Annotated in this window: 18 protein-coding genes; 7 read left to right on the top strand and 11 right to left on the bottom strand. The window is 60.7% G+C overall.

Annotated elements, in window-relative coordinates; translation table 11 throughout:
• Position 1 precedes the first annotated feature (1 nt).
• The 3 genes from AB5Y76_RS03210 to AB5Y76_RS03200 are packed head-to-tail and all read right to left on the bottom strand — an operon-like array spanning position 2 to position 4,478.
• The gene (locus tag AB5Y76_RS03210; protein ID WP_263717940.1) at positions 2-1,570 is read right to left on the bottom strand and encodes a sensor histidine kinase; all 1,569 of its coding nucleotides are present in this window, start codon (positions 1,568-1,570) and stop codon (positions 2-4) included.
• 17 nt (positions 1,571-1,587) lie between these two features.
• On the bottom strand, positions 1,588-3,138 hold the full coding sequence (locus tag AB5Y76_RS03205) for an NAD-dependent malic enzyme (protein ID WP_263717941.1): 1,551 nt from the start codon (positions 3,136-3,138) through the stop codon (positions 1,588-1,590).
• Between the two features lie 23 nt (positions 3,139-3,161).
• Positions 3,162-4,478: a 2-hydroxycarboxylate transporter family protein gene (locus tag AB5Y76_RS03200; protein ID WP_263717943.1), complete on the bottom strand. Its 1,317-nt coding sequence runs from the start codon at positions 4,476-4,478 to the stop codon at positions 3,162-3,164.
• Positions 4,479-5,465: 987 nt separating this feature from the next.
• Between AB5Y76_RS03200 and AB5Y76_RS03195 the strand changes: the two genes are divergently transcribed.
• The 5 genes from AB5Y76_RS03195 to AB5Y76_RS03175 all read left to right on the top strand — a co-directional run bounded on the left by AB5Y76_RS03195 (position 5,466) and on the right by AB5Y76_RS03175 (position 9,557).
• On the top strand, positions 5,466-5,978 hold the full coding sequence (locus AB5Y76_RS03195) for a MarR family transcriptional regulator (RefSeq protein WP_005349886.1): 513 nt from the start codon (positions 5,466-5,468) through the stop codon (positions 5,976-5,978).
• A gap of 1 nt (position 5,979) precedes the next feature.
• The gene (locus AB5Y76_RS03190; RefSeq protein ID WP_263717944.1) at positions 5,980-7,035 is read left to right on the top strand and encodes an HlyD family secretion protein; all 1,056 of its coding nucleotides are present in this window, start codon (positions 5,980-5,982) and stop codon (positions 7,033-7,035) included.
• The gene (locus tag AB5Y76_RS03185) at positions 7,025-8,122 is read left to right on the top strand and encodes a DUF2955 domain-containing protein (protein WP_204797096.1); all 1,098 of its coding nucleotides are present in this window, start codon (positions 7,025-7,027) and stop codon (positions 8,120-8,122) included. Before AB5Y76_RS03190 ends, AB5Y76_RS03185 begins: the two co-directional genes overlap by 11 nt.
• A gap of 207 nt (positions 8,123-8,329) precedes the next feature.
• A complete protein-coding gene (locus tag AB5Y76_RS03180) occupies positions 8,330-9,058 on the top strand; it encodes an ABC transporter substrate-binding protein (protein WP_263717951.1) in 729 nt (242 codons plus the stop codon).
• 142 nt (positions 9,059-9,200) lie between these two features.
• Positions 9,201-9,557: an MliC family protein gene (locus tag AB5Y76_RS03175; protein ID WP_263717945.1), complete on the top strand. Its 357-nt coding sequence runs from the start codon at positions 9,201-9,203 to the stop codon at positions 9,555-9,557.
• A gap of 56 nt (positions 9,558-9,613) precedes the next feature.
• Here the strand turns inward: AB5Y76_RS03175 and AB5Y76_RS03170 are convergent, their stop codons facing one another.
• The 4 genes from AB5Y76_RS03170 to nrdD all read right to left on the bottom strand — a co-directional run bounded on the left by AB5Y76_RS03170 (position 9,614) and on the right by nrdD (position 13,145).
• Positions 9,614-10,006: a TonB family protein gene (locus tag AB5Y76_RS03170; protein ID WP_005358848.1), complete on the bottom strand. Its 393-nt coding sequence runs from the start codon at positions 10,004-10,006 to the stop codon at positions 9,614-9,616.
• Positions 10,007-10,182: 176 nt separating this feature from the next.
• The gene (locus AB5Y76_RS03165) at positions 10,183-10,353 is read right to left on the bottom strand and encodes a YqaE/Pmp3 family membrane protein (RefSeq protein WP_005338440.1); all 171 of its coding nucleotides are present in this window, start codon (positions 10,351-10,353) and stop codon (positions 10,183-10,185) included.
• A gap of 64 nt (positions 10,354-10,417) precedes the next feature.
• Positions 10,418-10,927, bottom strand: coding sequence for an anaerobic ribonucleoside-triphosphate reductase-activating protein (gene nrdG / locus AB5Y76_RS03160; RefSeq protein WP_005343869.1), 510 nt, complete (start codon positions 10,925-10,927; stop codon positions 10,418-10,420).
• 100 nt (positions 10,928-11,027) lie between these two features.
• Positions 11,028-13,145 carry an anaerobic ribonucleoside-triphosphate reductase gene (gene nrdD / locus AB5Y76_RS03155; RefSeq protein WP_263717946.1) on the bottom strand — a complete coding sequence of 706 codons (2,118 nt, stop codon included), beginning with the start codon at positions 13,143-13,145 and terminating at the stop codon, positions 11,028-11,030.
• A 444-nt stretch (positions 13,146-13,589) separates the two neighbouring features.
• Here nrdD and AB5Y76_RS03150 point away from each other — a divergent pair, with 444 nt between their 5' ends.
• The gene (locus AB5Y76_RS03150) at positions 13,590-14,564 is read left to right on the top strand and encodes an ABC transporter substrate-binding protein (protein WP_263717947.1); all 975 of its coding nucleotides are present in this window, start codon (positions 13,590-13,592) and stop codon (positions 14,562-14,564) included.
• An 82-nt stretch (positions 14,565-14,646) separates the two neighbouring features.
• Here the strand turns inward: AB5Y76_RS03150 and ligA are convergent, their stop codons facing one another.
• From ligA to AB5Y76_RS03135, 3 genes are all read right to left on the bottom strand, one after another.
• Positions 14,647-16,653, bottom strand: a complete 2,007-nt coding sequence (ligA, locus tag AB5Y76_RS03145) for an NAD-dependent DNA ligase LigA (RefSeq protein ID WP_263717948.1) — start codon at positions 16,651-16,653, stop codon at positions 14,647-14,649.
• Positions 16,654-16,752: 99 nt separating this feature from the next.
• The gene (gene zipA / locus AB5Y76_RS03140; protein WP_040066671.1) at positions 16,753-17,922 is read right to left on the bottom strand and encodes a cell division protein ZipA; all 1,170 of its coding nucleotides are present in this window, start codon (positions 17,920-17,922) and stop codon (positions 16,753-16,755) included.
• Between the two features lie 15 nt (positions 17,923-17,937).
• On the bottom strand, positions 17,938-21,312 hold the full coding sequence (locus tag AB5Y76_RS03135; RefSeq protein ID WP_263717949.1) for an AAA family ATPase: 3,375 nt from the start codon (positions 21,310-21,312) through the stop codon (positions 17,938-17,940).
• A 213-nt stretch (positions 21,313-21,525) separates the two neighbouring features.
• On the opposite strand from AB5Y76_RS03135, the gene cysZ reads away from it, so the two are divergent.
• Positions 21,526-22,290 (top strand): sulfate transporter CysZ, encoded by a 765-nt coding sequence (gene cysZ, locus AB5Y76_RS03130; RefSeq protein WP_005338455.1) that lies wholly within the window; start codon positions 21,526-21,528, stop codon positions 22,288-22,290.
• Positions 22,291-22,351: 61 nt separating this feature from the next.
• Here the strand turns inward: cysZ and AB5Y76_RS03125 are convergent.
• A partial coding sequence (locus tag AB5Y76_RS03125) for an IS3 family transposase (protein ID WP_368177673.1) occupies positions 22,352-22,810 on the bottom strand: 459 nt, incomplete at its 5' end.

The raw sequence follows: 22,810 nt of genomic DNA, 5'->3' as shown, positions 1-22,810 counted from the left end.
CTCACATTAATTGGTTTTTATTCAAGTAGATACCAAACAGGGTGGTCTGCTCGGCGGTTCGCCGCCATTCTATCACACCCTCGTGCCGACCCACGGTCTCCTTGACCAGGAACAGACCCACTCCGTGATCGCCGCTCTGGCGACTCACCCCGTAATCGAACAGATGATCGGCCAGCTCCTCATCGACCCCCTCGCCGCTATCCTCCACCTCGATCACCAGTCGCCGCCCCACATCGCACAGAGAGAGCAGCACCCGGGGCGGCCGCTGCTGGCGGTTGCGCCAGGCCGCCTGCAGGCCGTTGTCCAGCAGGTTGCCAATGAGGGTAATGAGATCGGCCGAGACCGAGGCCGGATACTCCGCCAGCGCCGAATCGGGATCTAGCTCCAGGGTCACCCCCAGCTCGCGAGCCCGGCTGAACTTGCCGAGAATAAGCCCCGCCACCGGCTTGTTTTCGATCAGCCGCAGCAGCTCCTGCAGCATGGTCTGGCACGCTTCGTTCTCCTGCTGGATCAGCTCCACCGCCTGATCCACATGGCCCAGCTGCAACAGGCCGGAGAGGCTGCTCAGCTTGTTGGCGAACTCGTGGCTCTGCATCCGCAGCATCTCGGCATACTGGCGCAGATGGGTCACCTGTACCCCCAGACTGGCAGCCACCTCCGGACGGCTGAAGATCAGCAGCCGCCCCGGTGCCTTGCCCTGCACCGCCTGCCAGCGACCGACAAAGGACTCCCCCTGAATGGTGAAGCTCACTTCCCCACCCTCCTGCTCCAGACAGGGGGCGAGGGGCGGCACCAGCTCCGCCAGCGACTGCCCCTGCAGGGCGTGGCGCCCGGTGACCGGCAGCCGCAGCTGATAGCTGGCGGTGCTGTTGATCATGTTGATGTTGCCGCGGCCATCGAGGGCGATGACCCCTTCGGTGATGTGCTCCAGCACCAGATCCTGCAGGGTGAAGCGGCGCACGATCGCCTCCGGCTCCAGATCGAGCAGGGTCTTGCGCAGCAGGTATTGCACCCAGAGTGCCAACAGCAGGCCGCACCCCAGCACCGCAACGATGGCGCAGATGAGCAGGGCCACCCGCTCCATATAGATGCCCTCCACCTGCTGCATCAGGTAGCCTACCACCACGGCCCCCATGACGCGCCCGTCACCACCCACTACCGGGGAGAAGCAGCGGATCGCCGGCCCCATGGTGCCCCGATCTTTCGAGCAGTAGCTGCGCCGCTCCTGCAGCGCAGGCCAGATATCCTCGCCGCGAAACTTCTGTCCCACCAGCTCGGGGTTGGGGTGGCTGAGGCGGCGACCATGCTCATCGGTCACCACCATATAGGTGGCGTCGGTGCGATTGCAGACCGCCTCCACATAGTCGCGCAGGGTAGGATCACTGCCCTGACGCAGGGCCTCGACCACCCGGGTATCCGCCGCCATCACCCGTGCCAGATCGCTCCCCTTATCCTGCAGATTGCTCTCCAGCAGATGACGGATAAAGAGGGCCAGCAGGCTGCCCAGAATGAGGATCAGCAGCAGGGAGAGCCCAAGAGAGAGGGTGACCAACTGGTGGCGAAGTTTCATGCACATACCTTAAAACGTCAGGACGCTGCCCAATAGTGCGGATGCCACCAGGTCTGGTCAATCAAAGGAGCCGGATCGCCGACAAAATCGGCCAATCCTTCCTCGCGGGCACAGAGCGCCACCGCTCTGGCGACGGCGCGGGCCACCTCTCCCACCTGTTCAATCGGGGGCAGCAGACGACCCGCCACCAGCGGATAGGCGCCGACTGCCCGCACCGCGGCCAGCAACATGCCATCGCTGATGCGGCGCGCCTTGACGGCGCAGGCCCCGAGACCAATCCCCGGAAAGACATAGACGTTGTTGCACTGGGAGACCACCCGCCGCTCCCCCGCCAACGTCACCGGCGCAAAGGGGCTGCCGGTGGCCAGCAAAGCTCGGCCATCTGTGGCGGCCCACACCTGCTCGGGGGTGGCCTCGGCGCTGCGGGTCGGGTTGGAGAGTGGCAGGATCACCGGCTGATCGCACACCTCCCCCATCGCCTGCAGCACCTCGCAGGTAAAGAGGCCACCCTGCCCGCTCACGCCAATCAAGACCGCCGGACGCACCTGGCGAATGGTCTCCAGCAGCGAACTACTCCCCTCCTCAACGGCACGGGCAAATGGCTGCTGGGCGCGGGTCAGGTTGGGGCGATCGCTGCAGACCACCCCATCCTGATCAAACAGCCAGACGCCGTTGTGACTCCCCGCCAGCTGGGCCAGCATGGCGGCGATGCCGCAACCGGCAGAGCCCGCGCCGACGATCAGCACCGGGGCATCGCACAGGGCTGTACCCGCCTGCTGCAACCCGGCCAGCACGCAGGCGGAGGCAACCGCCGCCGTGCCCTGAATATCGTCGTTGAACATGCAGAGCTCGTCCCGATAACGGGTCAGCAGGTTGGCGGCATGCTTGCCTGCAAAGTCTTCAAACTGCAGCACCACCTGCGGCCAGCGCTTGCGAATGGCAGCCACCACCTTGTCCATAAAGTGGTAATAGCTCTCGCCGTCGATGCGCGGGGATTGCCAGCCGAGGTAGGAGTCATCCTCCAGCAGCTCGGGGTTGTTGGTGCCTACATCGACACAGAGCGGGAGGGTGCGCGCCGGATTGATGCCGCCAGCAGCGGAGTAGAGCGCTAGCTTGCCGATACAGATCCCCATGCCGCCGATACCGAGATCGCCAAGCCCCAGCACCCGCTCACCGTCGGAGATGACGATCACGTCCACCTCCTGCTCTACAGACTCGAGGATGTCGTCAAGATCATCCCGGTCGTGCCAGGAGAGGTAGAGGCCGTGACTGCGCAGATAGAGATCGCTGTGGCGCTGGCACGCCTCCCCCACCACCGGGGTGTAGATGATCGGCAGCAGCTCCGGCAGGTGGTGGCGCACCAGATCGTAGAAGAGCACCGGGTTGTCCTCCTGCAGCTGGCGCAGCAGCAGATGCTGGTCAAACGGACTCTGCATGGCGCTGACCAATCGGTAGATCCGGCGCCGCTGCTGGGAGAGGGACTCCTCCTTGTGGGGCATGCGCCCCCGCACGCCCTGACGCTTGCGCTCGGCATAGGGCAGGCTGGTGCCCATCATGATGTCGTTCATCTTGTTTGTTCCTCAATCCGGTATCAGGCGAGCAGGGAGATAAGGGCGGTGGCCAAGATCAGCATCACGGCGCCGCCAAGGCGAGAGGAGATCTGGGCAAAGGGCATCAGCTTCATCCGCTGGGCCGCCGAGAGCACGGCTACGTCGCCGGTGCCGCCCATGTTGGCCATGCAGAGCCCGCCGGTGATGGCCGCCTCGATGGGATAGAAGCCGATCATCCGGCCCACCAGTGCCGCGCCGAGGGCGCCACCGATCACGGTGACCATGACCAGCACGAAGTAGCTGATGGAAAAAGCGCTGATCAGCTCCGGAATACTGGTATAGGCGACGCCGATCCCCACCAGCAGCGAGGGGGTCAGGTTGCTCACCACAAACTGATACCAGTCGGCTGCCGCCTGCTCATAACGGCGCGGCAGCAGGCCACTCACCTTGATAAAGGCGACCGCCAAAATCATCAGGGCGAAGGGGTGCATGGGGATAAAGTTGCCAAGCAGGGAGCCCAGCACAAACATGCTGGAGCTGATGAAAAGGCCCATACCCAGACTCTGCAGGGTCGGCGCTTCGGCCTGCTCATCGGCAATGCTCTGGCTACTTTCCTTGACCATCAGCTTGCCGTTGCCGGTCAGGGAGGGGTAACGGCGACCGATCCGTGCCAACAGGGAGCCAACCAGAATGGCCAGGGTATTGGCGATCACCACCGCCGGTACCATGCGTGACAATAGATCCGCACTGGACATCTGCATCGGGCCGGAGAGGATCTCCACCAACGGCACCGCACCAGCCCCCATGCCACCGCCCATGATGGGCAGGCCGATCAGCAGCACCGCATTCTTGAAGCCATATCCCATCAGGGAGCCGACCAGCCCCACGCTCAGCAGTGCCAGTGCGACGCCACCAAGAATGACCGGCAGGTAGCGCATGGCGGCATTTTTCAGCAAAGCGCCACTCATGCCGAACACGGAGCCAGTCACCAAGCTGGCGATAAAGAAGTTGAGAAAGCCTCCCTCCTTCATGAAGTTGGTAATGACCTGCCCCGCCTGCACCGGCAGCAGCTGATATTCGAACAGGGCGGCACCGCCGAAGATGGCGAGGATGGTGCCGCCACCCAGATATTCGCGGATCGGCATGATCCGCTCCCCCAGCTCGGTCAGCAGGGTGCCCAGCACAAACATCAGTGCCAGCGCACCGACCATGCCCAGCGGCAACGAGCCGTTCCAGCCGGAAAAGAGAACGCAGGTCGCCAACCCCAGAAATATAAAGAGCGGCATACCGGCAATTTGTTGGCCGCCCATAAAGGCGGCCTTTTCTTGTGTGGTTTGTAGGGGTGAGAGGTTTTTCATTGTTATGTACTCTACGTGTGATTGTGACCGCTACTTTATTGATCCCCCTCACTCCTGTCGGTTAGCCAGACTGCAAAGCCATATAAAAACATTAAAAACTTAAACATCATGGTGCCTCCAACGTGCGCTGCACAATAGAACACCAGACATCCGACACCCGACCAAGTCAGGAAATAGGGTGATAAAACTAGCGACCATAATGGCGGATATTTGGGTGATCAGCAGTAATAACGATGCGATGATCTCCCCCCCTTCGGGGAAATAACAGAGCCAGATGACAAGCTCTGCGACCATTTATCGCCACAGATCCTGTGAGTGATAATCAGCGGGCAATGTCATCGCCATAACGCGAGTGCCACGGCATGCCACATCAGGGTTTGAGTCAGCGTGCAGGAAGCACGCACGATGAAAAATGGTGAGAAGAAAGATGCAAAAAGGGGAGATTGAAATAGTGATGAGCCAAGCCAGCGAATACCAGAGCACTGGCTTGAACTCACAAGGATCACACACGGTCAGGTCTATTCTGCCAACAGCAATGGAATATTGGCGGGGTCAAAATCATGACTGATATCGGTACTTCTGATAGCGCCTTCCCGATTCACGCCATGGTGTGACTCTGCACCATATTCCCCATCACTCAACAGCACTTCAATTGCCAGATACACACATCCACTGTCATATCCATCCACAACCCGTTTCCCCCTTGTTTTATAACCCCATCAATATTAGCGGATAAAAAAAGAGCTGCTCACTGAAGCTGAAAATTTCATGAAAATAACCACCGGATATCCTCCATTCACGGCGCAATATCCGAATTGGTAAGAGAGCCTCGAGTGGATCAGCCCCGAAAATAATATCAGGGGCTCGAATGCTGCCAACTCGCACCAGAGAAAGATCCGACCAGAAACATGATCCGCATCACACTATTTACTTAGCCTGCTAAACAAGTATGATACTTAGCAGGCTAAGTACATTGAGGATGAGAAGATGACGGATCTGGAAAGGTTGCGCGAGCTGTCGCTCGCCGAGCAGATAGCGCGGATGCACCGGCTATGGCGTACTGCCGCCGATCTGGAGCTGGCTCCCCTTGGCCTCACCCATCCCCGCTGGACCGCGCTGTGGAAACTCTCCCGCATGGGGAACCATGTCAGCCAGAAGACCCTGGCCGAAGCCCTCGAAATAGAACTCCCATCCTTGATGCGCACCCTGGGCCAGCTGGAAGAGCAGGGACTGATTGAGCGCCACTGCTGCAGTCAGGACAAGCGGGCCCGCATCGTCTGTGTGACCCCGGCTGGCCAGACCCTGCTCGATCAGATCGCCGACCGCATCATGAATATCCGCCGGGAGCTGCTGGGGGGCATCGACGAGCAGACCCTGCAGCTGTTTGAAGCCACGGTGCAGCGGATCTCGGCCAACGCCCTCAGCAAAATTGAACAACACCACGACCGACAAGCCGGAGGCGATACAAGCCCTCCCGAGACCGACACAGAGAGAGAATAAGATGACTCCGGATCAACAATTTACCCGCTGGATCAAATGGTCCATGGCTGGCTTTGCCACATTGTTTGCCTATTTCCTGATAGCCGACCTGCTGATGCCCCTCACCCCTCAGGCGATGGCGACCCGGGTGGTCACCAAGCTGGCCCCCCAGGTGAGCGGCAAGGTGATCGAGGTCGCCGTTCACAACAACCAGCAGGTCAAGAAGGGGGATCTGCTGTTCAGGCTGGATCCGGCCCCTTTTGAACTGGCAGTGGAGCAGGCCCGCCTTGCGCTGGCGCAGGCAGAGCAGCAGAACAGTGAACTGGATGCCGCCCTGACCGCCGCCGTTGCCGAGACCAACGCCAAGGAGACCCTGGCCAGCCAGAAGTGGCGCGAGGCTGAGCGGATCGATGCGCTCTACCAACGTCACATGGTTTCGCTGCAACAAAAAGATGAAGCTGACAGCGCCCTGCGCAGCGCCCAGGCCAACCTGCGCGCCAGTCAGGCCAAACTGGCCCAGATCAAGGCCAGTCGTGGCGTGACCGGTGAGGATAATCTGTTGCTGCGCCAGGCCCGCAACAAGCTGGCGCAAGCGCAGCTGGCCCTCTCTTACAGCCAGGTCCACGCGGATCAGGATGGCACCATCACCAACCTGCAGCTCAAGCCGGGCAGTATCGCCAGCGCTGGCAGCCCGCTGCTGGCGCTGGTATCGGAACAGGTGGACGTCATTGCCGATTTTCGGGAGAAGAGCCTGCGCCATGTTGGCGAGCAAACCCGCGCACTGGTCGCCTTTGATGGCGAGCCGGGTCAGCTCTATCCTGCTCGGGTAAGCAGTCTGGATGCCGGAGTGAGTGCCGGTCAGTTTGATGCCAATGGTCGACTGGCCGCGCCGGTGGAGTCGGATCGCTGGGTACGGGATGCCCAGCGGATGCGGCTGCACCTCGAGCTGGACCAGCTCCCCGACCATCTGCCAGCCGGGGCGCGGGCCACGGTACAACTGCTGCCGGACAATGCCCTGACCGCCATGCTGGCACGGGGCCAGATCCACCTGCTCAGCCTGCTCCATTATGTCTACTAACCACGCCACTCACCCGTCGGCCAATACTGCCCCAGCCCACCCCGTCGGTGGTGCTGCCACTCACCTCTGGTATCGGCCCCTCACCGGCAACGAGCTGCGCCAGTGCCTGCGCATAGCCTTTGGCTGCACCACGGGCTTTCTGCTCTGCAAGCTGTTTGGCTGGAATTACGGGGTCTTCTATACGGTCACGCCGGTGCTGCTGCTGGGAATGGTGCCGGTGATGAATGGCCATGCCGCACGCCAGCTGATCGCGGCTGCGGTGGTCTGTGGGGTGGAGGTCGGGCTGCTGGGGGGACTGTTTGGCAGCCATCCGGCGCTGATGACCCCCATCGCCTTTCTGCTGTTTCTCTACCGCTTCGCCGCCATGTCGCGGGGCAGCCTGTTTCTGTTCGGGGCCAACGGGGTACTGAGCCTCAGCATCATGCTGCACTTTGCCAGCTATCCGCAGACCGACCTCAACGACCTGATCCTCAACAATATCTGGGCGAGCGTGCTGTCGGTGCTGATCGCCTACCTGATGACCATGCTGATCCCGGATGTGGAGGCCAGACCCAAGCCCGCCTCGGCCCCCAAGGCGCCGCACCGGATGCGCCATGAAGCCCTGCTGGGTGCCACTGTGGCCACCCTGTCGTTTCTGGTATTTCAGGTGTTTGACCTGCGCGACTCCATGTCTGCCCAGGCCACGACCTTGCTGGTGCTGTTCCCCATGCATTGGAACGGTGCGCTGAGTTATGCCCGCAAGCGGGCGATGGGTACCTTGCTGGGGGTCACCTTCGGCCTGCTCGGCCAGTTGCTGCTCTATGACTGGTCAGGGCAACTGCTGCTGGTTGCTCCACTGCTGTGGCTTGGCGCCATGCTGTTCAGCCATGCCCACGTCAAGGAGGCGGGCGGCTCCGGGGTCGGCTTTGGCGCCCTCACTACCCTCGGCATCCTGTTTGGCCAGTACCTCACCCCGGGCAACGATCTGGTGTTCAGCGCCCTCTACCGGGTGAGCAGCATCCTGTTTGCCATCGTGGTCACCCTGCTGGCCTGCTACCTCGTCCATCGGCTGCTCAATCGCTTCGAGGCGACCCGCTTCGGTTATTGATTTCCTGTTGTAAGCACTGTTGTCAGCCCATGGATGAGCTCGTTTTGCCCCGTCGCCTGCCGGGGCGTTTTTTCTCGCCCTCGTTTACCTCCCTCACCAATACTCCTGCCACTACAAGTCAGCGCAGAAGTGTGGCTATGCTTGTAAGGCTGCTGTCGATGAGGTGCACCTATGGTCGCGTTGTTAAAAAAATGGCTGGTTTGTCTGATGCTGTTGGCTACCAGCCCGCTCGGGGCCACCCCGCTTGTCATTGGTGCCGAAGATGACTGGGCCCCCTACTGCGAGCGCGACAAGGACAATGAGGATGACCAGCCCCACGGACTGGCGCCTGAGCTGGTCAAGGCGGTGTTCGCCGCCGAAGGGATCGAGATTGTCTTTCGCACCCTCCCCTTCGCCCGCTGCATGCACGATGCGAAAAGCGGCAAACTTGCGGGGTGCTTCAACGCCACCATCACCGAAGAGAACCGCTACCAGTACCATTGGCACGATACCCCCATGTTCGAGGAGGATCTTGCCATCTTCGCCCTTGCCAGCGACCCGCAACGGGATCTCAAGCTCACCTCGCTGGAAGGCAAGCGGGTGGGCATCACCCTCGGCTACACCTACCCCACCGATTTTATGGAGAACCCCAGGATCACCCGCTTTCAGGCCAAATCCGATGCCCAGATCCTCGAAATGCTGGTACGTGGCCGAATCGACTACATCCTGATGAACGGCATGCCGGGCTACCTCAAGATCCAGCAGAAGCAGCTGACCGGCAAGGTGGTCAAGGTTGGCAAACTCTCCACCGATGGCTTCTGGCTCGCATTCTCCCGCCACCACCCGCAAGGGGAAGCGCTGGCCAAACAGTTCGAGCAGGGGCTGCAGAAGATCAAGAACAACGGCATCTATGAGACGCTGATCCGCCAGTTTGAAACCAGACTTGGCCTCTACTGATTGACGATGCTTTCCTGATTGCGCCCCCTCATACTCGCGCGGTATGCCGGACAGCCAGCGACGCACCGAATGGCCCCGCAGATTGCACAATAACGGCAACCTGTTAGGCTCACGCCCGTATGACACCAATGGAGCTGTAATCATGAATAAGGTACATATGATGGCCGCTGGTGCGCTGGCCCTCGGTCTGCTCGCTGGCTGCAATCAGGGCAATACCCTCTCAGTCACTGGTGGCGAACCGGTCAGTTACCAGTGCGAGCAGGGCAAGAAGGTGCAGGTGCGCTACTTCTCCCTCTCCGATGAAAGCCTCAACTTTATCAAGCTGTCACTGCCGGATGGCAAGGATTACACCCTGCCCCAAGCCGTCTCGGCCTCCGGCGCCCGCTATACGGACGAACATGAGGCCATCTGGTGGAACAAGGGGGATGAGGGCTTTGTCGAGCTGCGGGATCAGGATGGTGAGTGGCAGACCACCTACAACGACTGCAAACAGCAATAAACGTAACCCCGGCCTGGCCGGGGTCTCTCTTTCTCTGGCATCAGAGTGGTGGGGGATCAGTTGATCTCGATCTCGAAGCGGTTGGTTACCTCGACCGGAATAGCATCCGGGTTGCCCTCTGCCGGGCTGTAGCGGATCCGCGAGAGGGTCGCCAGCGCGCTCTGCTCCAGCTCGCCGGGGGGCTCGGCCGCCACCACTTCCGGCTTGACCGGCGTGCCGCTGGCGTCGATTTGATAGCGCACTTCCACATACCCCTTGACCGGTTTGGCCGGCAGGGCTGGCTCGTCATTACCAAGCCATGACCACTGCTTCTCCTGAACCCAGTAGCTGGACAACTGCTCGAGAGGGATAGCGATCGGAGCGCGCTCGTGCGCCACCTCCTGACGGGATGAGCACCCCAGCAACAGTGTCACTGCCAGACCTGACCATACTGCGACTTTCCACTTCATGTAACGCTCCTTGTTCTTTGCCGGTGCTTGTTGCCGGACTGCGGGCCGCTCAACGCGGCCCGCTTGGTCAGTCACCCATCCTAACGAAAAAGTATTCGTATGAACATGAACAAAAGGGCCAACCCCGAGAGGTTGGCCCTTTTATCGTCAATAAGCTCACTAACCAGCCGCTGGCATCAGCCGCGCTTGTCGCTCACCACCAGCCAGAGCGCATGGACCATGCCCGGCAGACCGCCCATCAGGGTCAGCACAATGTTGATTAAAAAGTGCAGGCTAAAGCCCACCTGGATAAAAGCACACACTGGGGGCAGGAAAATGGCCAGCAGGATCTTGAGCAGATTGTTCATCCAAGCTCTCCTTTTCAAAAATGTCGTCAGGATTGGAATGGGCTAACCATAAACATCCCGGACTTCAACTGCAAACCAGACAGGGAATGCGCTCACCCGCATCACGCCAGGCATTGAGATCGTGGATCTGCTGATTGCTGCTGCCACGCCAGAGCAAACCGGGATCCGCCAACGCCTTTTCAAACTTGCCATCCACCAGCACATCCAGCAAGGCCACCAGCTCGCGCTGGGCCTCTGACAGTTCGCCGAGCAGATAACCGGTCCAGCACCAGATATCCTTGCCCGGACACTCGGCGCGCACCCGTTTCACCAGCGCCAGCACGTGGGGCACGTTGGCAGGGTGGAGCGGATCGCCGCCGGAAAGCGACAGACCTCGCCGTTTGATGCGGCTGTCGTTGAGATCCGCAATGATGCGATCGCTCATCGTCTCATCGAACGGCTTGCCGCCATCGAGCCGCCAGGTGCTCTGGTTGTAACAACCCGGGCACTGGTGCTCGCAGCCGGAGACAAACAGGGTGGCACGGGTGCCGGGGCCGTTGATCACATCGACCGGGTAGTATTGGTGGTAGTGCATCGCTTGTTTCCTGCCTCGTTCACGGGACAGCGGCATAACTGCCGCCCTCCAATGAAAATGGCCCCTTGAGTCAGGGGCCAGCTCTTCATCGCTTGTGCGCTTACATATGTTTGACGCGGCGCTTCACTTCTTCCTGCTTACCCGCATTGAAGGGGCGTGCATCCGGGCTGCCGAGGTAGCCGCAGACACGGCGGGTCACCGACACCTTGGCCGGGTCGTGGTTGCCGCAGCGCGGGCAGGTAAAGCCCTTGGAGGTACATTCGAACTCACCGGTGAAGCCGCAGTCGTAGCACTCGTCGATGGGAGTGTTGGTACCGTAGTAGGGCACCTTGTCATAGCTGTAGTCCCAGACGTTTTCGAGCGCTTCCAGGTTGTGCTGGATGTTGGGGTACTCGCCGTAGCAGATGAAACCGCCACTGGCGATGGGCGGATAGGGCGCCTCAAAGTCCAGCTTGTCGTACGGGTTGACCTGCTTCTCCACATCGAGGTGGAAGCTGTTGGTGTAGTAGCCCTTGTCGGTCACGCCGGATACCACGCCAAACTCTTTGGCATCGATGCGGCAGAAACGGGTGCAGAGGTTCTCGCTCGGGGTGGAGTAGAGGCTGAAACCGTAGCCAGTCTCCTCTTTCCACTCATCGATGGCCGCCTTGAGGCGGGCGATGATGGCGATAGCCTTCTGTTGCAGCTCGGCGCTGTCAAACAGGTGCACCTTGTCACCAAACAGGGCGTTGATGGTCTCGTGAACCCCGATATAACCGAGGGAAATGGAGGCACGACCGTTCTTGAAGATCTCGCTGACGTTGTCGTCCGCCTTCAGCCGCACGCCGCAAGCCCCTTCCATATAGAGGATCGGAGCAACCCGTGCTTTCACCCCGTCCAGACGGGTGATGCGGTACATCAGCGCCTTCTTGGCGACCCGCAGGGAGGCATCCAGACGATCCCAGAAGTCCGCTTCGTCACGGGATTTCAGCGCAATGCGCGGCAGGTTGAGGCTCACCACCCCCAGGTTGTTGCGACCTTCGTGGATCAGCTCGCCATTCTCCTCGTAGGCACCGAGGAAGGAGCGGCAACCCATGGGGGTCTTGAAGGAGCCGGTCACTTTCACGACCTGGTCGTAGTTGAGGATGTCCGGATACATCCGCTTGGAGGCACACTCCAGCGCCAGCTGCTTGATGTCGTAGTTGGGATCGCCCTGCTTGTGGTTGAGGCCATCCTTGATGGCGAACACCAGTTTCGGGAACACGGCGGTCTTCTTGTTCTTGCCAAGGCCAGCGATACGGTTGCTGAGGATGGCACGCTGGATCATTCGCGACTCCCAGCTGTCCCCCAGACCAAAGCCGAAGGTGACGAACGGCGTCTGACCGTTGGCGGTGTGCAGAGTGTTGACTTCGTACTCCAGTGACTGGAAGGCGTCGTAGCACTCTTTCTCGGTGCGGGCCATGGCGTAGGCTTCCACATCGGCAATGCCCCACTCTTCGGCCACTTCACGGTGTTTCTGCCAGCTGATGGTCACATAGGGGGCCAGCACTTCGTCGATGCGGTTGATGGTGGTGCCGCCATAGATGTGGCTCGCCACCTGGGCGATGATCTGGGCGGTCACGGCCGTGGCGGTGCTGATGGATTTCGGAGTATCGATCTCCGCATTGCCCATCTTGAAGCCGTGGGTCAGCATCCCTTTCAGATCGATCAACATGCAGTTGAACATCGGGAAGAAAGGTGAGTAATCGAGATCGTGGAAGTGCAGATCACCGCTCTCATGAGCCTGAACCACATCACGGGGCAGCATGTGGCTGGTGGCATAGTGCTTGGCGACGATACCGGCCAGCAGGTCGCGCTGGGTCGGGATCACCTTGGAGTCTTTGTTGGCATTCTCGTTGAGCAGGGCGGCGTTGGTCTGCTCGACCAGACCGCGGATCTCCTGCGCCAGACGGCCGCGCGCCTCGCGGGCCTGATCCCTGTCGTGGCGATATTCGATATAGGCACGGGCGATGGCCTTGTCGTCGGAAGCCATCAGGTGGTTTTCGACCCGGTTCTGGATCTCGTGGATATCAACTTCACCACGCCCTTCCAGCTCCTGACTCACTGCATTGGCAATGCGGGAGGCGAGTGCCGGACTGGCCTGATTGACCGCTTCCGCCGCTCGGCTGACCGCCTCTGCAATCAGCTGGGCATTGAATGGTGCGCGACATCCGTCACGTTTGATCACAACCGGTTTCATGAATTTTCCCCGTTAAAAGGCCAGGCATTTGCCTCTGGCTCACCCTTGTTGGGCCCCCCTCCCGGCATCTCGTCCTGGACGCAAATAAATTCAGCCGAGGCTTGACAAGCCTGGGCTGAAGATAGGAGGGGAACAGCTTATACACAGCTTAATAACACAACATATAGGGATTAAAAACGAATGCGTCCCTATATGTGGTGTCTATTAGGCACCAAAGCGCAGCCTCATTTCTTGATCCAGAACAGGTTTTTCAGCGAGCGGGACAGTTCACGACCAACCAAAAAGAGCTCCACTCAAATCCAACCTCAAGCGGGGTGCGGGCTGGCGTCCGATCCGCCCACCCGAAAAAAATCGCCCCCCACAGCACCGGTTTCGAGATGACAGCGCCAACCAAAACCGCCCATACTGAACAAGAACTCTCTCCCCCTCGACAAGGGACAACCCATGCGCACCTCCCTGCTGTTGCTACTGTTATCAACCCTCTCACTGCCGCTCTGGGCTGCCAACATTCTGGTGATCAGCAGCTACCATCCCGAATACCTGTGGGACCAAAGCTACAACAAAGGGCTGCTCGATGGCTTGCAGGGGGAGCACAAGATCACTCACTTCTATATGGACACCAAACGCCATCCACGGGAGAAGTTCGACGAGATCGCCCAGCAAGCCATCTCCTTTTATCTGAAGAGCAAACCGGATCTGGTAGTACTGGGGGATGACAACGCCATCAACTATCTGGCCAACGAGATCGCCTCGCTGGGTACCCCGGTGGTCTTTCTCGGCATGAACGAGAATCCCCGCCTCAAGGGCTTTGTCGGCCACCCCAAGATCACCGGCGTGCTGGAACGCCCCCTGCTCAAGCGCAACATCAGCGAAATAAGCCAGATGATGGGGGGGCTCGACAAGGCACTGGTGCTGTTTGATTCCAGCAATGTGGCCCTCACCGCCATCGAGGATGAATTCAAGACCCAGACCGAGCTGCGGGTCGGTCAGACCCGGATCAACAGCCAGCTGATGGGGGATTACAGCCTCTGGCAGGAGGCGGTGCTCAACGCCAAGAAGAACGGCTATCAGGCGATCTTCCTCGGCCTTTACCACACGCTGGTCGATAACAATGGCAAGCATGTGAGCGAAAAGACGGTGCTGGAGTGGACCAGCGCCAACACGCCGGTGCCGCTCTTCTGTTTCTGGGAATTCACCGTCGGCAAGGGGATGGCCATCGGTGGGCTGGTGCTGGACGGCCACGATCAGGGGATACAGGCAGCCAGCCTCATCAACACCATTCTGGCGGGCACCCTGCCCCGTACCATCTCCCCGCGCGCGGCCCTGCGCGGCGAATATGTCTTCAGCAAGAGCGAGCTGGCCCGCTGGCAGCTCACCGTGCCCGACAAATGGCGCCACAAGATCCTCTGGCGTGAGTGACCGCCGAAACAAAAAAAGAGAACCCGGCCATGCCGGGTTCTCTTTTATCGGGTGCTGCGGTTAGCAGGCTTGGTGAGGGCTATCAGCCCTGCAACGCCTGTTGCAGCTCCTCTTCGGTCCAGATGGTAATGCCGAGCTCCTGCGCCTTGGTCAGCTTGGAACCGGCCGCTTCCCCCGCGACCAGCACATCGGTCTTGGCAGATACCGAACCCGCCACCTTGGCCCCCAGCGCCTGCAATGCCGCCTTGGCGTCGTTGCGCGACAAGGTGGTCAGGGTCCCGGTCAGCACGAAGGTCTTGCCGGCAAAGGGTTGCTCCGCGGCCTCTTTCTTCTCGATGGCCGGCCAGTGGATGCCGGCAGCCAGCAAGGCTTCCAACACCTCCACGTTGTGGGGCTGACGCAGGAAGTAGTAGACATGCTTGGCCACCACATCGCCCACATCGGCCACTTCGAGCAGTTGCTCCACTGAAGCCGCGCGCAGGGCATCCAGGGTGAGGAAGTGGTTGGCAAGGTTGAGCGCAGTCGCCTCCCCTACTTCGCGGATCCCCAGAGCAAACAGGAAGCGCGGCAGGGTGGTGCTGCGGGCCGCATCGATGGCGGCTACCAGATTGAGGGCCGATTTTTGCCCCATCCGCTCAAGACCGGCCAGCTGGATGGCGTTGAGGCTGAAGAGATCGGCGGGAGTCTTCACTAGCCCTTTGTCTACCAGCTGCTCGACAATCTTGTCGCCCAGGCCGTCCACATCCATGGCGCGACGGGCGGCGAAGTGCTTGATCGCCTCCTTGCGCTGCGCCTCGCAGAACAGGCCACCGGAGCAGCGGGCAACCGCTTCTCCTTCCAGCCGCTCCACTGCCGAGCCACAGACCGGACACTCGGTCGGGAAGAGGATCGCGCGGGCATCGCTTGGGCGCTGCGCCTCTACCACGGCCACGATCTGCGGGATCACGTCCCCCGCCCGGCGCACGATCACCGTATCGCCGATCATCACCCCGAGGCGCTCAATCTCGTCGGCGTTGTGCAGAGTCGCGTTGGAGACGGTGACGCCGCCGACAAACACAGGTTTTAGCTTGGCGACCGGGGTCACGGCGCCGGTGCGGCCGACCTGAAACTCGACGTTCTCAAGCAGAGTCATCTCCTCCTGCGCCGGGAACTTGTGGGCGGTCGCCCAGCGCGGGGCGCGGGCCACAAAGCCCAGCTCCTCCTGCAGAGCGATGGCATCCACCTTGTAGACCACGCCGTCGATCTCGTAAGGAAGCTCGCCACGGCGGGCCAGAATGTCGTCGTGGAACGCCTGACAACCGGCAGCCCCCTCTTTGAGCTTCACCTCGGGACTAAGCGGCAGCCCCCACACCTTGAGCTGATTGAGGCGACCAAAGTGAGAGTCACCGAGCAGCTCGCCGCCAACACCGACACCGTAAGCGTAAAAGCTCAGGGGACGGCTGGCGGTGATGCGTGAATCGAGCTGACGCAGGCTGCCGGCGGCGGCATTGCGCGGGTTGACGAATACCTTCTCGCCCGCTGCCAGTGCCTTGGCGTTCATCGCCTCGAAACCGGCCTTGGGCATAAAGACTTCGCCACGCACCTCCAGCCGATCGGGCCAGCCAGAGCCCCGCAATGCGAGCGGAATGGCCTTGATGGTACGCACGTTCTCGGTGATCTCCTCACCGGTGGCGCCATCGCCCCGGGTGGCCGCCTGCACCAGCTGACCATCCACATAGAGCAGGCTCACCGCCAAGCCGTCGAGCTTGGGCTCGCAGCAGAAGGTGAAACGCACGTCACGCTTGAGGCGATCGCTCATCCGTTGTTCGAACGCCTGCAACTCTTCGCTGCTAAAGACGTTATCCAGACTCAGCATGGGGATCTCGTGGCGCACCTGTTTGAAGGCGGTCAGCGGCTGACCGCCTACCCGCACGCTGGGTGACGCCGGTGTTTTCAGCTCGGGATTCTCGGCCTCCAGCGCAATCAGTTCGCGCATCAGGCGATCATATTCGGCATCCGGCACTGTGGGGTTATCCAGCACATAGTACTGGTGACCATATTCGGTAAGCAGTTCACACAATTGACGGTGGCGGGAGAGGGTGTCGCTCATGAAAAAGTCTCGAAGTGTGATTGAACATACGGCCGGGGTAGAAACAAAAATGCGGTACCAGGGTACCGCACTTTTTCTTCACTCGACCCGCATGGCGTATTAGTCGCGGCTGGCCTCGTAGGCAGCCAGCTCGTGACGGTAACGGGCAATGGTCTCGTCGCTCAGCGGGCTGCGATCCATATCGGTCAGCATGGCATCGAGATCGCTGGCCAGCTGATCGGCAGCCTGCAGCATGTCCTCGAAGGCAAACGCGGCATTGCTGCGCAGCGGCAGTTGCATGAACAGGGAGACACCCGGCGTGGTGAACTGTTCCATCCGGTACGGATTGAAGGTGCCTGGCTTGACCATGTTGATCATGGAGAAGAGCACTTCACCCTTGCCGTTGGGATCTTCGTGACGGTGGAAAATATCCATCTCGCCAAACTTGAAGCCCAGCGCCATCAGGGACGAGAGCAGGGTCGCACCTTGCAAGTCGTGACCCGGACGGCCCATCAGGTTGATGACATAGACATCCTGCCAAATCTTCTCGACCGGCTGGGGCGCCATGCGCGGCTCTTCAACCACAGGTGCAGGTGCCACGTAGGCCGGCTCTTCATAAACAGGCTCGGGAGCCACATGACGGGGCTGCGGCTGATATTCCGGCTCGGGAGCACGCACCGGCTCGGCACGAACGGTGTCGGCGGTACGGACTGTCTCTGCACGGGCACCAAAAGTCGGGGCGGTCGCGTAAGCGGGCTCGACCAGCGGCTCGTCATCCAGCGACTGCATCATGGGCTCGCGCTGGGGACGGGAACGGTAGACCGGGGTACGACGATTGACCTGAGCAGGTTTGCGCACCGGCGCGGCGGGCGCCTCGTCGATCTCCTCGGGCAGCGGTTCGTCGAACGCTTCCTCCTCTTCATAGACAGGAGGCGGCGGAACCGGGCGGGCAGCAGGCTTGCGCACTACGGGCGGCGGCAGATCGTCCTCGTCATCTTCATCATCAAAGGCGGGGACGGCAGGGCGACGACCGAGTTCCGGCTGGCGGCTCTCTTCACTGCGCAGCTTGGGCTCGGCACGACGGCCACCACTGACCACGCGTACCTGGCCGATGCCATCGCTGTCGAAGGCGTCGTTATCACGATCCCGCGACTTGGAGTCCATCCGTCCAATCGGTTTCTCTTTGATCGGTGCCTGACGATTCTTTTTGTTGCTCCACAACCCGTGAATGAGCAATGCCGCAATAGCAATACCGCCCAGGGCAACCAAGATGTAACGCAATTCCTGCATTAGCTGCTTCTCTTTCTAGTTTTGCTCAGCCAAAGCGACGGCTTCACCGATATCGACCGACACAATGCGAGAAACCCCGGGCTCTTGCATTGTGACGCCAACCAGCTGCTCAGCCATCTCCATGGAGACCTTATTATGACTGATGTAAACGAACTGTACTGTGCTCGACATCTCTTTGACAAGAGAACAGAAGCGACCGACGTTCACTTCATCGAGCGGTGCATCCACCTCATCCAGCAGACAAAAAGGTGCTGGGTTGAGTCTGAAGATGGCAAAAACCAGCGCAAGCGCGGTTAACGCCTTCTCCCCCCCGGAAAGCAGGGCAATGGTAGCATTCTTCTTACCCGGAGGTCTCGCCATGATGCTCACTCCGGCCTCCAAAAGATCATCGGAGGTGAGCTCAAGCCAGGCACTGCCCCCACCGAACACTTTTGGAAACAGGGATTTTAAATCTTCGTTGACCTTATCGAAAGTGTCCCGGAACCGTATTTGTGTCTCTTTATCAATTCTTTTAATGGCTTGGCTCAAGGTTTCCAGCGCTTGCTCGAGATCCTGACACTGATTTTCAAGATAGGTTGCCCGGGTTTTCGCCTCTTCGTACTCCTCCAGCGCCGCCAGGTTGATGGCGCCGAGCGCCTCCACTTGCCCCTCCAGAGTCTGGATCTCCTGCCGCAGCTTGCTGCGATCAGCGGCGATCAGCACCGCCTGATCGAGATCTACCAGTCGAATCCCCAGCTCTTCGAACTGCTCGTGCAGCCCTTGTCGACGGGTGAGGTTGCGTTCGCGCTCAAGGCGCAGGGTTGCCAGCTTCTCTTGCAACGTCACCAGCTGCTTGTGATCGGCACTTCTGGCCTGCTCCAGCTCACCGAGCTGGCGCTCCAGCTCCGCAAGCCGTTGATGGCAGGCGAGCTGCTGCGCCTCCAGATTGCGCTGCTCGGCAAGCAGGGGCGCCAGATCCGGCACGGCCTCGCTATCCGGCCCTTTCAGCCCGGCCAGCTCCAGCCCGAGCCTCGCCAACTCCTCTTCACCCAGAGTAATGAGTTGGCGCAGATTGCCCAACTCCAGTTGCAAACGCTGGCAGGTCGCTTGTTGCTGCTCACGGCGCACACGGGCCTCGTCGACCGCCCGCTCGCTGCGGGTCAGCTGCTCCTGAGCGAGCTGCAACCCTTGCGTCAGCGGCTCCCCCTGCTCCTGCAACTCGGCAAGGCGCGCCTCATCGAGTTCCAGTTGTTCACGGGCGCTGGCCAGTCGCTCTGCCTCTTCGGCCTGCTCCTGATCGAGCCGGATCAGCTCTTCGCCGAGCTGACCGAGCCGCTGCAACCGCTCCTGCCGCTGACCCTGTTGCAGGCTCCAGGCTTCGCGCAGTTGTTGCCATTTCTGCTCTTGCTCGCGCAAGGTTCGCTGCGACAACTCCTGCGCGCTGGCAAGCTGGGCACGCCGGGCATCGGCAGCCACAAGTTGCTCACTCAGCTGTGCCAGCCCCTCGGCAACCCTCTCCTGCTCGGTATGCAACCGCTCACGCTCACCGAGCAGCGCCATGGTGCCAAGCGCCGCGCCCTGCCCCAGATCTGCCCAGTTTGGCCCCAGCCAGTCGCCAGCAGGAGTCAGTACCGACTCACCTGCCGCTAGGCTTGGCTGGCGGGCCAATGCGGCCTCCCGGCTCTCCACCAGCCAGATGGCATTGAGGAAGGCGGGAATGTGCTCGCCGCCCAGTTGCGCCGCCAGCGTACCGGCAACCGCCGGTTGCGCCGGGCCAATCCAGAGCCCCTCTTGCGCCAGATTGCACTCGTCAGCCGGCGTTGCGGTGAGCCAGCGACCCAGCACCTTGTCGAGTGCCTGTGCCCACTCGGGGGCAACCTGCAACCGGTCGGCCAGAGTCGCCCCCTCCATCTGTTCGCCGAGGATCTGATCCAGGGTCGCCAGCCGCGCCTCCAGCTCCCGTTGCAGGCTCAACTGCTGGCCATGCTGCTGCTTGAGTTGTTCATGGGTGTCGACCGCCTGCGCCAGCTGCTCGGTCAGCTCGCCATTGGCCGCCCGCGTCAGCTCCAGCTCACCACTCAGGGCATCGAGGGCCGGTTGCAGGTCATCGGCCTCAGCGCCGAGGGGTCCCGCGCGTTCATCTTCCAGTTTGAGGCGGGCCAGCCGGGTCTTGGCTTGCAACTCCTGCAAACCACCCAACCGGGTACGGGTCTGGTTGAGCTGCCCCTGCAACCCGGCCAACTGTTGCTGCCACTGCTGCTGGCGCAAGCGAGCCTGTTCCAGCTGCTCGCTGGCGTGCTGGCGGGCCTCCTGCTGCTCGGTGAGCAACTGCTCACACTGCTCCAGCCGGGCGCTCTCCTGCTCGGCGCGCAATACCCCTTCGGTCAACTGATCCTGCTGGCTGGCAAGCTGCGCCTTGCGGGTAGCAATCCGCTCGCCCAGTGCCTGAGCTCGGGCCTGCCAGTCGCGCCCCAGTTCACTCTGGTGCAGTTGCTGTTGTTCGAGGCGGGCGATGGCTTGCCCACCGAGAAAAATCTGTTGCTGACGGCTCGCCTGCTCGGCTTGCGCCTCTTGTCTGGCGACCGACAGGGTGACGTGGCGCCCCTCATCGGCGGTACGCTTGGCATCGAGCGCCGCCAGCGCCTGCTCGGCCTGCGCCAGTTCGGTTTTGGCCTCGCCAAGGCGCGTCTCCAGCGCCCACAACTCGGAGCCAATCAGCTCGGCGCGAGCGGCGCGCGAACGACTCTTGAGCTGTTTGTAGCGCTCGGCCGTTTCGGCCTGGGCTTTGAGGTGCTCAAGGCGCGAACCCAGCTCGCCGCGAATATCGCCGAGGCGCTCCAGGTTCTCCTGAGTGTGGCGAATGCGCTGCTCGGTCTCGCGCCGCCGCTCCTTGTAGCGGGAAACCCCGGCGGCCTCTTCCATAAAGAGCTTGAGATCGGCCGGACGTGACTCCACCAGTCGGCTGACAGTGCCCTGCTCGATGATGGCGTAGCTGCGGGGGCCAAGACCGGTGCCGAGGAAGAGGTCGGTCACATCTTTGCGGCGGCACTTCTGGCCGTTGATCTGATAGTGGTTGGAGCCGTCGCGCAGCACTTCGCGGCGCACCGAGATCTCGGTAAAGCGACCGAACTCGCCGGGCACCCGGTTGTGGGGATTGTCGAACACCAGCTCGACCGAGGCGCGCCCGTGCGCACTGCGATTGATGGAGCCGTTGAAGATGACATCGGTCATGTTCTCGCCGCGCAGATGGCGGGCGGAGCTCTCCCCCAGCACCCAGCGCACCGCGTCGATGACGTTGGATTTGCCACAGCCGTTAGGGCCCACCACGGCGGTCATGTCTGCCGACAGTTCGATGCGGGTCGGCTCGACGAACGACTTAAAGCCGGCGAGTTTGATCAGTTTCAGACGCATGGCGACCTGTATCAGTGGCTAAATAAAGAGGAGGCGGGCAGGTGACTTTACCAAATCCAGACCCGGCTTTGTTTGTAATATGCAGGCATCATCCCCATTCATGCCCGATTTTTGGTCGCCACGGCACGAAATAAGGAATAGTCGGCGACTTTACCAAATCAAAGGCTTGTTTGTAATATGCTGGCAGTTCTCCCATGCATAGATGGAGCTCACATGAGCCAATCACCCCATATGGTCAAAGATTCAATCAGCGGTGCAGACTATTTCCTGCGCGGGTTTTCCCTTATTCGCCAACCGGGCATCCGCACCTTTGTGCTGATCCCCCTGCTGGTCAACTTCGTGCTGTTTGCCGGGGCCTTCTATGCCCTGCTGCTGCAACTGGACGGCCTGTTCGCCTGGCTCCATCAGCAGATCCCCGCCTGGCTCGACTGGCTGGACTATCTGCTGTGGCCCATCGCCCTCATCACCATACTGGTGGTCTTCTCCTTTATCTTCAGCTCGGTTGCCAACTGGGTAGCCGCCCCCTTCAACGGCCTGCTGGCGGAGAAAGTAGAGCAGATCCTCACCGGCCAGCCCGCCAATGACAGCGGCATGCTGGATATCGTCAAGGATGTGCCACGCACCTTCGGCCGCGAATGGACCAAGCTGAAGTATTACCTGCCCAAGGCCATTGGCTGCCTGATCCTGTTCCTGATCCCGGTGGTAGGCCAGACCCTGGCGCCGGTGCTCTGGTTCCTGTTCAGCGCCTGGATGATGGCGATCCAGTATGTGGATTATCCGTTCGACAACCACAAGATCGACTTCATCACCATGCGCGACGCCTTGAAGCAGCGCCGCGGCAAGTGTCTGAGCTTCGGCGCTTTGGTGACCCTCTTCTCCGCCATTCCGGTGGTGAACCTCTTCGTGATGCCGGTCGCCATCTGTGGCGCCACCGCCATGTGGGTCGATCACTACCGGCAGGAGCAGCTGGGGCGCTAACCCTTGAACATTTGTCTAGTCCTGAAATAGGTTTACACATTTTCAACTAGCATTTCTCCACTCAGAACCCCCTATGTACCGCATCGGGGGTTCTGTATTTCAACGCATGATGCGGCCGCTCCGCGTTGTAAATATCCACTGCTTCACGCACCATTTCCCGCGCTTGCGTCAAATCCTGCGGGCTTTGCAACAATAACTCTCCTTTCAAAATCCCGTTCACCCGCTCCGCCAACGCATTCTGGTAGCAGTCATACCCATCCGTCATTGAGCATTTCACCCCGTACCGTTCATGTAATGACTGATACAGTCCCGAGCAATACTGCACGCCGCGGTCAGAGTGATGGATGAGTTCACCGCCGCCACGTCGTTGCTTCAGCGCTTTCTTGAACGCCATCGCTACCAACTCGGCATGCATTCCTTCGTGTACGTGATGGCCCACTATCTTGCGTGAGTACGCATCCGTCACCAGGCTCAGGTACAGCGGCCCGCTCCTGGCTGGCAGATAGGTGATATCTGCGAC

The sequence above is a fragment of the Aeromonas sp. R1-2 genome, assembly GCF_040908505.1.
In the GTDB taxonomy this organism is placed as follows: Bacteria; Pseudomonadota; Gammaproteobacteria; order Enterobacterales; family Aeromonadaceae; genus Aeromonas; species Aeromonas veronii.
Note: the sequence above shows the minus strand (reverse complement) of the source record. Positions and strands in the feature narration are given on the sequence as shown.

What these genes read in the sequence shown, in the direction of transcription:
- AB5Y76_RS03210 (WP_263717940.1), bottom strand. Translation starts at nt 1,570, where the DNA reads ATGAAACTTCGCCACCAGTTGGTCACCCTCTCTCTTGGGCTCTCCCTG.
- AB5Y76_RS03205 (WP_263717941.1), bottom strand. Translation starts at nt 3,138, where the DNA reads ATGAACGACATCATGATGGGCACCAGCCTGCCCTATGCCGAGCGCAAG.
- AB5Y76_RS03200 (WP_263717943.1), bottom strand. Translation starts at nt 4,478, where the DNA reads ATGAAAAACCTCTCACCCCTACAAACCACACAAGAAAAGGCCGCCTTT.
- AB5Y76_RS03195 (WP_005349886.1), top strand. Translation starts at nt 5,466, where the DNA reads ATGACGGATCTGGAAAGGTTGCGCGAGCTGTCGCTCGCCGAGCAGATA.
- AB5Y76_RS03190 (WP_263717944.1), top strand. Translation starts at nt 5,980, where the DNA reads ATGACTCCGGATCAACAATTTACCCGCTGGATCAAATGGTCCATGGCT.
- AB5Y76_RS03185 (WP_204797096.1), top strand. Translation starts at nt 7,025, where the DNA reads ATGTCTACTAACCACGCCACTCACCCGTCGGCCAATACTGCCCCAGCC.
- AB5Y76_RS03180 (WP_263717951.1), top strand. Translation starts at nt 8,330, where the DNA reads ATGCTGTTGGCTACCAGCCCGCTCGGGGCCACCCCGCTTGTCATTGGT.
- AB5Y76_RS03175 (WP_263717945.1), top strand. Translation starts at nt 9,201, where the DNA reads ATGAATAAGGTACATATGATGGCCGCTGGTGCGCTGGCCCTCGGTCTG.
- AB5Y76_RS03170 (WP_005358848.1), bottom strand. Translation starts at nt 10,006, where the DNA reads ATGAAGTGGAAAGTCGCAGTATGGTCAGGTCTGGCAGTGACACTGTTG.
- AB5Y76_RS03165 (WP_005338440.1), bottom strand. Translation starts at nt 10,353, where the DNA reads ATGAACAATCTGCTCAAGATCCTGCTGGCCATTTTCCTGCCCCCAGTG.
- nrdG (WP_005343869.1), bottom strand. Translation starts at nt 10,927, where the DNA reads ATGCACTACCACCAATACTACCCGGTCGATGTGATCAACGGCCCCGGC.
- nrdD (WP_263717946.1), bottom strand. Translation starts at nt 13,145, where the DNA reads ATGAAACCGGTTGTGATCAAACGTGACGGATGTCGCGCACCATTCAAT.
- AB5Y76_RS03150 (WP_263717947.1), top strand. Translation starts at nt 13,590, where the DNA reads ATGCGCACCTCCCTGCTGTTGCTACTGTTATCAACCCTCTCACTGCCG.
- ligA (WP_263717948.1), bottom strand. Translation starts at nt 16,653, where the DNA reads ATGAGCGACACCCTCTCCCGCCACCGTCAATTGTGTGAACTGCTTACC.
- zipA (WP_040066671.1), bottom strand. Translation starts at nt 17,922, where the DNA reads ATGCAGGAATTGCGTTACATCTTGGTTGCCCTGGGCGGTATTGCTATT.
- AB5Y76_RS03135 (WP_263717949.1), bottom strand. Translation starts at nt 21,312, where the DNA reads ATGCGTCTGAAACTGATCAAACTCGCCGGCTTTAAGTCGTTCGTCGAG.
- cysZ (WP_005338455.1), top strand. Translation starts at nt 21,526, where the DNA reads ATGAGCCAATCACCCCATATGGTCAAAGATTCAATCAGCGGTGCAGAC.